This window comes from Bradyrhizobium sp. P5_C11_2 (genome assembly GCF_054049755.1).
In genome coordinates, this window is sequence record NZ_JBFULT010000162.1 from 1 (window position 1) to 13,179 (window position 13,179).

Here is a 13,179-nt window from a genome sequence, read left to right on the forward strand (position 1 = left end):
CGGCAATCCTCGGAACTGACATCGTGTTCCGTCGTGGGCCCGAGCTGGGCGCCGGTTGCGACGTCACGCACGATGATCTGGCTGCTGTTCCAGGAGACGAGCCTCTGTCCAGCCATGACGGCAGAGGCATCGCGAATGAACACCTCCGGAATCCTTATCGGCGATTGCTGCTGTTCGGACGGAGTATTCCAGATCAGCAGATCGGAGCCCCACGAGATGATGTGGCGCTCATCGCTCGTTATGAGAGCGCCGCGGATCGATTCCTTGTCGGTCATGGTTGGACCGATCTGAAGTCCGGTGGTTGCATCCCACATTCGCAGTTCGTTGTTGTCCCAGGAGAGGATGCGCTTGTCGTCGCTTGAGAGGAGTGCTTTCTCGATCTGGCGCAAATGTCTCATTGCGGGTCCAATTTGGCGTCCGTTCGATGTGTTCCACGCGCGCAAGGTGCCATCCTTGGACCAGGACAGTAGTCGCTGCTCGTCCTTGGTCAGTATCGCGCCTATGACGGGACCGTCGTGCCGCATTCGTCGCGTCAGCCCGGGGTCGGCGCCGATCGCTCCAGCAAGCGCCTGAAGAGCTGCATCAGTCTTGGGACGATATTTGCCAGATGATTGCGTTGCGAACGGTCGAAGATCAAGCCGAGGCCAAGCCGCGAGGGCGAGCTTGACCGCGTCCACTGATCGATGATTTCCGGTGGCGATGCGCGAGAGCGCGCTCAGCGCATGACTCTCGTTGGCGACCGCAATCTTCTGCTGTGCGACGGCCTCGCGCCACAGATAGGCGAAAGTCCCGGACAGCGAAAATAGAATTCCTGCGTACAGGGCAATGGCAAGTGTCCCGTCATTCTCGCCCAACAGGCGCCAGAAGCGATCGGAGAGCGGTGGACGGCTGGGTCTGCGGTCCCTGTCGGACGGAAGCTCGTCGCTCAAGAGGAGCGGCAGCCACCAGCGTCGCATGAATCCATCATAGGATCGGCCTCCGGCCCGCTCGAAGTATCCGCTGTGGCCAAGGCGGTGGTATCGATTGCGCAGCGTGCGACCTTCGAGGCCGTGCAGACCGAGGCGCCCCGCCATGCCAACACCAAGTATCGGCAGAGTCAGCAGCAATATGTCGTCATGGATGCCGCAGTCATTGACGACTCGGCCGACTGTGCGGCTCTGGCCGAGAAGACGGCTGAGATTGCGATTTGGCGGGAGCACGCTGCCGCACAGGATTGCAGTGTGGATCCGAACGCCGATCGGAAGCTTCGGGCTCGCCAACGCTTCTATCGCCAGATACGTTCCGAAGCTATGTGCGATGATGTCGACGCGCCGCGGAGGCTCCGTTTCGAAGATGGATTCGAGGTATTCCCTGAATCGCTTCACCGCCAGGTTTCGAAGAAATGGAATCAGGAATGAAAACAGGGTGAAGAAACCGTACTTGTAGACCAGTACTTCCCGCCGTTCTTCATGCTGCCATCGTTGGTCCTTCTCGAGGATATTCCGCAACCGCTCCTGCCACCGGCCATAGGTGCGGATGCCGTGAAGCGTTATGACGACTCTTCCAGTTGGCTCTACAGTCACTGTCGTTGCTCGCTTGTCCTCGCGCCCTTGACCGGAAGCAGATCGCGCTGGTCCCGCGGTTAGGGACGCGCCGTGATCACCAGGGCTTGAATCTTGGCCTCGACCGGTCCGGATCCATGGCGTGCCCGGATCGCCTCGGTGACGGCGTCGGTCGCTGCCTGAAGGTCGCCGCCGCTTCTTGCCTCGATCTCGCCGCGCAGCGGCGTTCCCTGGCAGTAGGCGAAGGCCACGAGGTCGGGAGTCGGAGCGCGGCTCACCGCGGGAAGCGTTTCAATCGAGATGTGACGAAAGCCCGCCTGCTCCAGATTGGCCTTGATGACGGCCTTGTCGAAATAGCCGTGCGGCGTCCGCGCCATGAAACGGGGAGGGTCATCGGGAAACAGCTTGCCGAGGGCCATCGTCGTCTCATGCGCGAACACATTCTCCTCGATGCGGTCCCAGACATTGAACACGAACGTGCCGTTCGGCTTCAGGACGCGCTTCGTCTCCGCATACGCCTTGACGCGGTCCGGAAAGAACATGGCGCCGAACTGGCAGCAGACCATGTCGAACCCGGCATCATCGAAGGGCAAGGCCGACGCATCGGCCTGACGCCAGGAGATGCGCGGATCCGCGCGCTGACGCTGCGCCGCAATCGCGAGCATCGGTTCGTTGAGGTCGGTCGCAACATAGCGGAGGCCGTGAGGCAGTGCGGCGGCCACGGCGCGCGTCACCGCGCCGGTGCCCGCGGCCGTCTCCAGCAATGCCGAAGGCGCGAGCGCCGCGACGCGCCTTGCGATGTCGTCGGCATAATCGGAGAAGATCAGCGGCACGAAATAGGTGTCGTAGATCCCGGGGATGGAGCCCGCGAAAACCTTATCAGCATCGGACATGGTCGCCTCGCTGAACGCTGGACGTGAAGCATACCACAGAGCGGGTGGTGTCTGTGATTTACCGCGCCAGCAGCGAGGTGAATCCTGCCGGTTCCTGCATCGCCTTGCGCGCTTCCAGCGACATCGGCTCGTAGCGGCTGCCGTTGAAGATGCTGAGCCGGCTTTCGACGCCGCTCGATCCGGCGTAGCACCCTTCCGGTGTATAGCTGACATAGCCGTCGTCGCCGAAGCCGATGGCGGTCAGCAATGCGCGCCGTTCGGCGATGTCCCAGACCTTGATGGTCTTGTCTTCGCTTGCGGAGATCAGCCGCGTCCCGCCCGGAAAGAACGCCACGGCCTCGACATCCTCCTGATGGCCGGCGAAGCTCGCCAGCAGGCGGCCGCTGTCGGCGTCCCACAAATTCACCGATTTGTCGCGCCCGCCGCCGCCGGTCACGATGCGCTTGCTGTCTGCGGACCAGCTCGCGGACACGACGTAATCCCGATGGCCGGCGAGGAGCCGCGAGCTGCCGCCCCTCGCGTCCCACACTTTTGCCGAACCCAGCTCCGCATCGGAGCCGGCGGTGACCACGCGCATCCCATCGGGCGAATAGGCCACGCGCAGCGCCTTGCGGCCATAGGCGTCCTTGGCGTCGATGGTGCCGCTGGTGCGATAGAACCTGATCTTGCCGTCAAAGCCGGCCGAGACGAACTCGCCCGAGCCGGAGGGCGCGTAGCTCAGGGAGCGGACCGCCGCGCGCGCGGGATCGGCGCTCTGGTGGTCGAGCCTGCTCTTGGCGAGCTCGCGGGTCGCGAGATTCCAGATCCTCACCACGCCATCCTCGCCGGCCGACGCCAGATATTTGAGCGATGCTTCCGGCGCGAAGGCGACCGCGAACTGTTTTGCGCCGGCATCGAAGCTCAGGCTCGGGCTGTCGCTTTTGAGATCCCACACCTTGACCTTGCCGTCCCATCCGGCGGAGGCGAGCTGGGTGCCGTCGGTCCAGTAGTCGAGCGCGTAGACCGGACCGGAATGTCCCTTCAGCACGCGCGTCAGCCGGAACGAGGAGGCCTCCCAAAGCCGGATCATGCCGTCGTCGCCGGCGGTCGCGATCTCCCTGGCATTGGGAGAGACGGCGATGGTCCGGACGCTCGCACCCTCGACATTCGGCTTGATCGAGACCGGAATGAAGGGACCGCCGGCGGCATCGTTGCCGCGCCGCGCGGTGCGCGTGGTGCAGGTCGATGCCGGCACGGCGGCGACGCTCTTCGTCTCGGTTGCCGGGGTGGTGACGAGAGCGAGCGGCGTGACGATGGCCGGAGCTGCCGCAAGCTTCGGTGCGGCGACGGGCTTTGCGGCCTCCGGGGGTGGCAGAACGGGCGCGGTCTGCACCTTCTTCGGCTCAATCCCGACCGCGGCAGTCGCGGTGCGACCGGCGGCTGCGGCGAGCTTGTTGCGTTGGACCTTTGCCAGATCGGTGTAGAACCCGCTCGGATGGGCCGCGATGTAGACGTCCCAGGCTTCGACGGTTCCGATGCGCTCCGAGAACTCGTAGTCGCGCGATGCGCTCGTATCAGCGGACACGACGGGCATCGGAGGTGGAGGAGGGGGCGCGGCCGCCGGCGCCAGCACGACGTCGTCGCCGCCGAGCGAGCCATAGATGAACGGCTCCTGCCTGTTGGTGGTGGTCTGAAGCACCTCGTCGCGGACATAGCCGAACGCCTTGCGCAGATCGAGGCCGGGCGTTGCGAGGTGGTGCGCCAGCGCGGTCGCAAACGGGCTGTTCTTGCCGTCGCCATCGAGCGCGGTGAGGCCGGCCTTGGCGGCGAACGCCACCAGCGTGTTCGGGCTCGACGGCTCGACTTTCGCGAGGCCCCGCGCCACCGCACGGGAGGCCATCGTGCGCTTCATGTTCTTGGCGAACGGATTGTCGCGGCAGGCGTCGAGAATGACGAGGCGCAGCCGTTTCGCGGGCTCGATGGCGACCAGCACGCGGTCGAGCCCGATGGTCTCGTCATAGACGTCGGTGTCGTTCTCGAGCTGGGCATCGACGGGCACGAGATAGTTGTTGCCGTCGATCTCGATGCCGTGGCCGGCATAGTAGACCACGGCGATATCGGCGCTGCGGGCCTTGGCGCCGAAATCACGCAAGGTGCGCCGCATGTCCTGGGCGGACAGGTCGTTGCGGGCGTCGACCACGGTGAAGCCGGCCTTCTTGAAGGTCTCGACCAGAAGGTTGGCGTCGTTGACGGAATTGGAGAGGCGCGGCGCGCGCTGATAGGCGGAATTGCCCATCACCAGCGCCATGCGCTGGTCGGCGAAGGCCGCGGCAGGCTGGAAGGCGAGCGCCAGGGCGCTGACAACAAACAGATAAAAGAATTTCATCACGGCCCCCAAGCCGGGATCTGGAAATGCCGGAAACAATATCCGACCGGGGCCGCAATACAATTTCTATTTGGTTTCGTCCGGCGCTTCCTGCCAGCGTTCCGAGGCAATCATATTTGACGATTTACACGACGTCGTCATGCCCGGGCTTGTCCCGCCTGCGCGGCCGAAGCCGCTCCGGCGAGGCGAAGGCCCGGGCATCCACGTTCTTCGTTCCGCTTGGCTGGCACGTGGATGGCCGGGACAAGTCCGGCCATGACGCTGCGGAAGCTTCAGCGCGCAGAACGCCCACCTCATATGCGGACGCCGTGGCCAGTGACCGGTCTTACGATTTCGCGCCGACCTCGCGGATCGGCCGCGTGCCGTCCCAGCTCGCTGCCGCCTGCCGGACGCGCTCGAAGAACGGGCCCTTGGTGCCGCTGATGTCGGAGATCTCGATCACTGTTCCCGGATGGGCCTGGGTGTCGAAATAGGCAAAGCGTCCCTTGTCGCCGCCGATCTGGCCCTCATGGCCGATCCTGTAGCCGAGCCCGATCGCCTTGTCGTAGAGCGCCTGGTAGTCGTGGCTCCAGTACGACATGTGCTGGAGGCCTTCACGGCCGGCATCGAGGAACTCCTTGTACATCGAGGGCGCGTCGGTGCGCTGCTGGATCAGCTCGATCTGGAGATCGCCGGAATTGGCCAGCGCAATGCTCATCTCGACGGCGGAGTCCTGGCCGCGATGGCGGAACCAGTCGGTCTTGACGCGGTCCATGTAGTACCAGGGGCCGACGCCCATCACGTCGATCCAGTGCTTCATCGCGGCGTGGATGTCCCGCACCACATATCCGTTCTGGCGCACCGCGCCGAAGATGCGGCTCATGCCCGCGCTCCCGTTGTCAGCTGTCTCACTCGACCTCGATTCACTTGACCTCGATGCCTGCGTCCTTGGCAACCTGCTTCCAGGCCGCGATGTCGCGCGCGTTGATGTCGCGCTGCTCCTCACCGGAGACGAATTGCGGCGTGATGCCGAGCGCCAGCAGCTTCGCCTTCACCTCGGCGTCGCCGAGCGCGTCCTTGAGCGCCGCCGACAGTTTTTGCGCGACCGGTCCGGCGAGGTCCGCGGGCGCATACATCGCCCAGGACAGGCTGCGGTCGAACGGCACGCCCTGCTCCTTGTAGCTTGCCACATCCGGCAGGCTCGGCGAGCGTTCGCCGCAGGCCGCCAGCGCCTTGATCGAGCCGTCCTTCACCAGCGGCGTCGCGGTCGCTACGTCGAGCGTCGCCAGCGAAATGTGGCCGCCGAGCAGGTCGCCGGCGAGTTTCGCGATGCCGTTGAACGGCACGTGCTCCATCTTGATGCCGGTCTGCTGCATCAGGATTTCCGCGCAGAACTGCCCGGTCGAGCCGATGCCCCAACTGCCGTACTGGATCGGTTCCCCCCTCTTGGCGAGCGCGATCAGGCCCTTGATGTCGTTGGCGGCAAAATCCTTGGTCGCCACCAGGATGATCGAGGAAACGCCGACGCGGCCGATGGTCGTAAAATCCTTGATCGAATCGTAGGGTAGCTTTGGATAGATCGCGGGTGCCAGCACATGCGTGGTCATGCCGCCGACGGTGATGGTGTAGCCGTCGTTCGGCGATGTCGCGACCATCTGCGTACCGAGCGTGCCGGCAGCACCCGTGTGGTTCTCGATATAGATGCTCTGTCCCAGCGACTTGCCCATCTTGTCCGCGAGCAGCCGGCCGACCACGTCGCCGCCGCCGCCGGCCGCGTAGGGCAGCAGCATCTTGATCTTGTGGGTGGGGTAGGCGGCAGGATCCTCGGCGCGTGCCGGCAACGCCGCCGACAACAATGCGAGCAATGACAGCGTGACGATGCGCAGCTTCATGATGGTTTCCCCTAATCCTCGAAACGAAATCTGTAGGCCTCGCCATGCCGGATCACGCGTCCCGCGGTCGGGGCGGGAAAGTGGCCGGTGAGCAGATAGCTCGGCGTGTCCGCGATCTCCTCCAGCAGCGCCATCCGTGTCGCGATTGCCGCGGCCGGATCGACATCGGCGGCATTCGACAGCCACGGCGCGGCGCACTGGATCGGATGATGGATGACGTCGCCCGACATCACCGCGTGGTCGTGGCCGCCGTTCAGATGGATCTGCATGTTGCCGGCGGTGTGCCCCGGCGCCGGCGCGAAGCGCAGGGCCGCGTCGCGGTCATCGAACAGGCGATGATCGGTCTCGACGAATTCGGCGAGGCCGGCCGCGACCACCGGCAGCACCGAATCCGCGAACGAGCCATGGTTCACCGGGCTCTTCGGCGATGCGTTGTGCGCGGCCTCGAAGTGGCGGTATTCGGCGCGTCCCATCAGATAGCGCGCGTTGGGAAAGGTCGGGACCCAGCGGCCGTCGATCAGGCGCGTGTTCCAGCCGACGTGGTCGACATGCAGATGCGTGCACATCACGAAGTCGACCTGCTCGGGCGCGACGCCCAGCGCCCGCATGTTGTCGAGATAGGGCTGGTTGAGATCGTTCCACACCGGCACGCGCGGTCGATGCTTGTGATTGCCGCAGCAGGTGTCGACGATGGCGGTCCAGTGCGGCGTGCGCACGAGATAGGAGTGGTGGCTCAGGATGAAGCGGCCGGTCTCCGGCTCGATATAGCGATGATCGAGCCAGCTCCGGTTCTCCGCGATCACCGCGTCGGTGACGTTGGCGAACAGCCAGGTCTTGTCGAAGGCGAGCGCGGCGATCTCGCTGACGAGATCGACCCGCATGCTGCCGATCCGCAACCCCCGCATCGCTCAGTTCTTCAGGAGGTCGCCGAACGGCACCCAGCGCGTGCCGTCGAAGCGGATGAGCTGGAGGCTCGTCATCGGCGTGTAATGCTCAGGGGAATTGTTCACCGCGGTGCCGTTGATCAGCATCGGCAGGCGCACGTCCTTCATGGTCGTCGCCTGCTTCATCACGTTGGCGCGGGTGAGGTCGTTTCCGGATGCCTTCAGCACCGTGACCAGCGTCTGCGCGATGGTGTAGCCGTAGACGTTGAGCCAGTCGCTCTTGTTGGCCTCGGGCAGATACTTGTCCATGAAGGCGACCCATTCCTTGTAGCCGGCATCGTCCTTCGAGGCCGGATCGGTCGCGTCCTTCAAATACTGGCTGGAGATGATTCCGGTGGAATTGTCCTTGCCGGCCGGCTCCAGCACGCCGCTGATCGAGGCCGAGACGTTGGAAATGATCGTCACAGGCTTCCAGCCGATCTCGCCGATCTTGCGGATGGCCTGTGCGGCAAATTTCGGCGTCGCCGCCACCAGCACCACATCGGCGCCGGCGGTCTTCAGTTGGAGCATCTGCGTGTCCACGGTCGGCGCCGTGGTCTCGTAGGCCGCGCGTGCGACGATGGCTTCACCGCTGCCGAGGCCTTCCTCCAGGGCCTTCAGATAGTCCTTGCCGAGATCGTCGTTCTGGTAGAGCACGCCGATCTTCGCATTGGCATGGCTCGCCTTGATGTATTTGGCATAGGCGATCGCCTCGTCGCGATAGGTCGGCTGCCAGCCGACGGTCCAGGGAAAATTCTTCGGATCGTCCCACTTCGCCGCGCCCGAGCCCAAAAAGAGCTGCGGCACCTTGCGGTCGTTGAGATATTTGTGCACGGCGCTGTTGGTGGGCGTGCCGACGCCGCCGAAGATCAACAGGACTTCCTCGCTCTCGACCAGCCGCCGCGTCTGCTCCACCGTCTTCGGCGGGCTGTAGGCATCGTCGGCGATGATCATCTGGATGCGGCGGCCGTTGACGCCGCCGTCGTCGTTGACCTTGCGGAAATAGGCTTCCGCCGATTTCGCGATCTGCGCAAAGGCCGAGACCGGGCCGCTCAGCGGCGCGGTGGTGCCGATCTTGATGGTCTTGTCGTCGGCGCCGGGATCGTATTTTGTGTTTTGGGCTTGAACTGTGCTTGCTGCGAGCATCGGCAGCAGGATGCAGGCCGCGCGAAGGCGGGCGAAGCGCGCCATGACGTCGTCTCCCCAAAATTGCTCTCCGCCTCTCATTGGAGCGGAGTTGAAACGCGAGAACAGCGCCCGAAGCGGACTTGCGGGCCGCGATCGTTGCCGCCAGACTGGCGAAACGAACGATCGTTCGTACGGTTGACTAGCGAACGATCGTTCGTTAGTCAAGCCGCATGGCTGTCCACACCTCCAGCGCGGCAGAAGCGGCTGCGCCCACGACCCGCGAGCGCATCCTCTCCGAGGCGCTCAACCTGTTTGCGCAGAGCGGCTATGGCGGCGCCTCGATGCGCGAGCTGGCGCGCCGTGTCGGCATCCGCGAGAGCAGCYTCTACAATCACTTCCCCGGCAAGGCCGCGATCCTCGAAGCGATCGTTGCCGAGCACGGCCCGGCCAGCTCGGCGAGCCGGCTGGAGGAGCCGCGCTACAAGCAGCTGGCGCGCCAGCCCGCCGCGTTCTGCCGGCAGTTTGCGTTGGACTTGGTCGAGCAATGGTCCGATCCGCGCGAGCACCAGTTCCAGAAGGTCATCACCGCCGAGCGCAACCGCGTGCCCGGCATTCGCGCCAAATTCGCCGATCATTTTTACGCGCGCGAGCAGAGCATGATGACGGATTACTTCCGCGGCTTTGCGCTCGCTGGCCTCGTCTCGACGCCGGATCCGCGCGAGACCGCGCGGCTGTTCGCCGCCGGCCTCATTTACATCCGCCTCGAGCATTACGTGATGGGCGCGACGCCGTCGCCGCGGCCGAAGGTGATCGAGGCGATCGATCGCTACCTCGCTTTCTTCCTGTCGCTGATCGCGGCGGATGGCGGGACAAACGACAACAAGAAACGAAAACCCAAGGGAGAGACGCGTGGCAAGGCTGCCCCTGATTGATCCGGAGACGACGAGCGGCGACATCCGCGCCTCGTTCGACCGCATGCCGGTCAAGCTCAACATCTTTCGCATGATGGCCCATGCCGAGGCCAACATGATCCCGGCGATGCGGCTCGGCAATTCCATCCTGCACAAGCAGAAGCTCTCGGCCGTCAACCGCGAGCTTCTGATCCTCCAGGCCGCGCAGCTCGAAGGCGGCGCCTATGAATGGCGCCAGCACGTTCCGATCGCGCTCGGCGTCGGCTGCACGCAAGCGCAGATCGATGCGGTGGAACGCAGTGACTACGATGCCGCCGGCTTAAGCGATGCCGAGCGCGCGTTGCTCAAGTTCGGCCGCGAAATCGTCGAGAACGTCCGCGTTGCGGAGGCCACCTTCACCGCCATGCGTCGCCACTTCAGCGACCAGGAGGTCGTGGAATCCATCGTCGCGCTCGGCTTCTACATGATGATGGCGCGCCTCACCGAGGCGACCGAGACCGACCTCGATCCCGCGGCCGGCATGAAGGTCTATGACGGCGGCAAGACGTAGGCGAGCAAAATGGCTGAGAATTCCGAGACCAAGCCGGACCGCTACGTTCGTCCCCCCAGCCTTGAATCGCTGGGCGAAGCCCCGGGCAGGGGACGCCTGAAAGGGCGCCGCATCCTGATCGTCGGTGGTGGCCAGCGCGTGTTCGACGCCGCCACCGACCCGATCGGCAATGGCCGCGCCATGAGCATCCTTTGCGCACGCGAGGGCGCGAAGGTTGCGGTGGCCGATCTCAACCGCACCTCCGCCGAGCAGACGGTGAAGCGCATCACCGACGAAGGCGGCGAGGCTTTTGCCATCGCGGCGGACGTCACGAGCGAAGCAGACGTCGTCCGCATGGTCGACGAAGCGCACCGCGCGATGGGCGGGCTCGACGGCATGGTTTTGAACATCGGCACCTTCGGCCAAGTTGGCCTCGATGCCGTCAGTCCCGAGGAGTGGAACAGGATCTACGACGTCAACGTCCGCGGCCCGATGCTGTGCTGCCGCGCAGCGATGCCGAAGTTCGACAATGGCGGCGCCATCGTCTTCATTTCCTCGATCGCTGCGCTGAAGGCCGGTTCGCAGATGGCGGTGTATGATTCCTCCAAGGCCGCGCTCGGCGGCCTGATGCGCAACATCGCCCATCTCGGATCGCGCCGCGGCATCCGCGCCAATCTGGTCTATCCCGGCCTCGTCGACACCCCGAACGGCCGCGAGGCCGGCGCCGGCCGGCCCTCGCGCGGCAAGGGCCACGTCCCCTTCGGCCGCCAGGCGACAGCCTGGGAGATCGCCTACGCCGTGCTGTTCTTCCTGTCGGACGAAAGTGTCTACGTCACCGCGCAGACGCTGGCGGTGGATAGCGGCCTGAGCGGGATGTAGGTCCCGATCCGTAGCCCGGATGGAGCGTAGCGTAATCCGGGATCGCGATCTCAACGCGCGAACTGCCCCGGATTTTGCTGCGCTCCATCCGGGCCACAGCCGCTCGGGGCCCATCCTTCGAGGCGCGCAAGAGCGCACCTCAGGATGACGTCGCGCTTGTGGATACGCAAATATCGTAGCGGGCGGGGATATGCAGGTGCTGCTTGCCCGGATTCGCTGAGCTCCATCCGGCTACGACCCCGACGAGTGCTTGGAAGCGACATCTCCCCAACGTCGTCCTGGCGAAGGCCAGGACCCATAACCACCGTCGGATGTGGTTACGCGGGGCCGCAGTTACCACTTCGCGCCACAACCTCTCCCTGGGGTAATGGGTCCTGGCCTTCGCCAGGACGACGACGGAAATTTGGGGCGCCGGCGTGATTTGAGGCCGCCAATCGGGCGCCCGATTCCGGTCTGCAGAGGTCCCCAGATTCAGATTGCACGCGCTAGCCATTCCCTCTAATTGTCTTGGACAAATGACCAAATAAAATGGTCGCGTGCCGAAGGGCGCGGTCGAGGATGGAAGCGCAGCATGTCGCAGGCGGACGGATTTGGTTTAGCGGGCATCATCGGGCTCCCGGTCGCGCATTCGCGCTCGCCGGTGATCCATAATTACTGGCTGAAGGCGCACGGCATCCGCGGCACCTATGTGCCGCTCGCCGTCAAGCCGGAACGGCTCGAGGACGCGCTCGACGGGCTGATCGCGCTCGGGTTCCGCGGCTGCAACGTCACCATGCCGCACAAGCAGACGGCGATGCCGCTGCTCGACCATGTCAACGAGACCGCAAAGCGCATCGGCGCCGTCAACACCATCGTCGTCGAAGCCGACGGCACGCTCTCGGGCTTCAACAATGACGGCAACGGCTTCGTGCAGAGCCTGCGCGATGCCAAGGCCGACTGGCGCGGCGATGCGGGGCCGATCCTGCTGCTGGGCGCAGGCGGCGCCTCGCGCGCGGTGGTCGTGGCGCTGCTCGAAAACGGCGCCCGCGAGATCCGCATCGCCAATCGCACGGCCGAGAAAGCGCAGGCGATCGCAAAGGAATTCGGCTCCGTCGTCAGCACCGTTGCCTGGGACGATCGCGGCGCCGCGCTCGCGGATGTCGCGCTGCTCGTCAACTGCACCGATCGCGGCATGGTCGGCAAGAGCGCGCTCGACATCGACCTCTCGCGCTTGAAGTCCACCACGCTCACCGCCGATCTGATCTATACGCCGCTGGAGACGCCGTTCCTGGCCGAGGCCCGCGCACGGGGCTGCGTGACCGTGAACGGGCTCGGCCTCTTGCTCAACCAGGCCCGGCTCGCCTTCAAGGCCTGGTTCGGAATCATGCCGGACGTGACGCCTGAGCTGATCAAGGCCATCGAGGCGACGTTCTGACGCGCGAGGGGAGTTTTACGCCATGACCTTGCCGGCGTGCCCCAAAATCGATTGCCACATCCATGCCATCGACCCGGTCCGTTTTCCCTATGGTCCCGACACGCCGTACCGGCCGAGCGGTCAGGAGATCGCACCCGCAGCGCAGCTGATCCGGGTGTTCGACGCCTTCGATGTCCGCCACGCGCTCGTGGTCGCGACCAACACCGGCTATGGCAGCGACAGCCGCATCCTGCTCGACACGCTGAAGCAGGGCGGCGGCCGCTTCAGGGGTGTCGCAGTGGTCGAGAACGACGTCGACACTGACGAGCTCGAACGCTTGAAGGCGGCCGGCGTGGTCGGCGTCGCCTTCAATGTGCCGTTCCACGGCGCCGATTATTATCGCGATACGGCTCCGCTGCTGGAGAAGCTGACCAGCCTCGGCCTGTTCCTGCAAATCCAGGTCGAGAACGATCAGCTCATTCCGCTCTTGCCGCTTATCGAAAAATCACCCGTGCGTCTGGTGTTCGATCATTGCGGGCGGCCGTCGGTCGCGCAGGGATTGCAGGGCAAAGCTTTCCAGGCGCTGCTGGCGATCGGCCGCGAGCGCGACGCCCACATAAAACTGTCCGGCTATTACAAGTTCTCGCAGCAGCCGCATCCTTACGAAGACACCTGGCCGTTCATCGCCGCGCTGGTCGAAGCCTTTTCGCTCGATCGCTGCGTCTGGGGCTCGGACTATCCGTTCC

General features: G+C 64.7%; 11 protein-coding genes and 1 pseudogene. 5 read left to right on the forward strand and 7 right to left on the reverse strand.

Annotated features, from left to right (window positions below):
• From ACXJL8_RS17210 to ACXJL8_RS17240, 7 genes and pseudogenes are all read right to left on the reverse strand, one after another.
• Nucleotides 1–1,487, reverse strand: a pseudogene (locus ACXJL8_RS17210) (hypothetical protein); the annotation flags it as partial.
• 134 nt (nucleotides 1,488–1,621) lie between these two features.
• Nucleotides 1,622–2,434 carry a class I SAM-dependent methyltransferase gene (locus tag ACXJL8_RS17215; protein WP_456621666.1) on the reverse strand — a complete coding sequence of 271 codons (813 nt, stop codon included), beginning with the start codon at nucleotides 2,432–2,434 and terminating at the stop codon, nucleotides 1,622–1,624.
• Nucleotides 2,435–2,492: 58 nt separating this feature from the next.
• The gene (locus ACXJL8_RS17220) at nucleotides 2,493–4,799 is read right to left on the reverse strand and encodes a caspase family protein (protein WP_456621665.1); all 2,307 of its coding nucleotides are present in this window, start codon (nucleotides 4,797–4,799) and stop codon (nucleotides 2,493–2,495) included.
• Nucleotides 4,800–5,124: 325 nt separating this feature from the next.
• Entirely contained in the window at nucleotides 5,125–5,661 is a 537-nt protein-coding gene (locus ACXJL8_RS17225) for a VOC family protein (RefSeq protein ID WP_456621664.1), read from the reverse strand.
• Nucleotides 5,662–5,701: 40 nt separating this feature from the next.
• Nucleotides 5,702–6,670, reverse strand: a complete 969-nt coding sequence (locus tag ACXJL8_RS17230) for a Bug family tripartite tricarboxylate transporter substrate binding protein (RefSeq protein WP_456621663.1) — start codon at nucleotides 6,668–6,670, stop codon at nucleotides 5,702–5,704.
• Between the two features lie 11 nt (nucleotides 6,671–6,681).
• On the reverse strand, nucleotides 6,682–7,575 hold the full coding sequence (locus tag ACXJL8_RS17235) for an MBL fold metallo-hydrolase (protein WP_456621662.1): 894 nt from the start codon (nucleotides 7,573–7,575) through the stop codon (nucleotides 6,682–6,684).
• Nucleotides 7,576–7,578: 3 nt separating this feature from the next.
• On the reverse strand, nucleotides 7,579–8,784 hold the full coding sequence (locus ACXJL8_RS17240) for an ABC transporter substrate-binding protein (protein ID WP_456621661.1): 1,206 nt from the start codon (nucleotides 8,782–8,784) through the stop codon (nucleotides 7,579–7,581).
• A 167-nt stretch (nucleotides 8,785–8,951) separates the two neighbouring features.
• Between ACXJL8_RS17240 and ACXJL8_RS17245 the strand changes: the two genes are divergently transcribed.
• The 5 genes from ACXJL8_RS17245 to ACXJL8_RS17265 all read left to right on the forward strand — a co-directional run.
• Nucleotides 8,952–9,653, forward strand: a complete 702-nt coding sequence (locus ACXJL8_RS17245) for a TetR/AcrR family transcriptional regulator (RefSeq protein WP_456685288.1) — start codon at nucleotides 8,952–8,954, stop codon at nucleotides 9,651–9,653.
• Nucleotides 9,631–10,182 carry a carboxymuconolactone decarboxylase family protein gene (locus tag ACXJL8_RS17250; RefSeq protein WP_456621659.1) on the forward strand — a complete coding sequence of 184 codons (552 nt, stop codon included), beginning with the start codon at nucleotides 9,631–9,633 and terminating at the stop codon, nucleotides 10,180–10,182. Before ACXJL8_RS17245 ends, ACXJL8_RS17250 begins: the two co-directional genes overlap by 23 nt.
• A 9-nt stretch (nucleotides 10,183–10,191) precedes the next feature.
• Entirely contained in the window at nucleotides 10,192–11,040 is an 849-nt protein-coding gene (locus ACXJL8_RS17255; RefSeq protein WP_456621658.1) for an SDR family NAD(P)-dependent oxidoreductase, read from the forward strand.
• A 571-nt stretch (nucleotides 11,041–11,611) separates the two neighbouring features.
• The gene (locus ACXJL8_RS17260) at nucleotides 11,612–12,454 is read left to right on the forward strand and encodes a shikimate dehydrogenase (protein ID WP_456621657.1); all 843 of its coding nucleotides are present in this window, start codon (nucleotides 11,612–11,614) and stop codon (nucleotides 12,452–12,454) included.
• A gap of 22 nt (nucleotides 12,455–12,476) precedes the next feature.
• A partial coding sequence (locus ACXJL8_RS17265; protein ID WP_456685289.1) for an amidohydrolase family protein occupies nucleotides 12,477–13,179 on the forward strand: 703 nt, incomplete at its 3' end.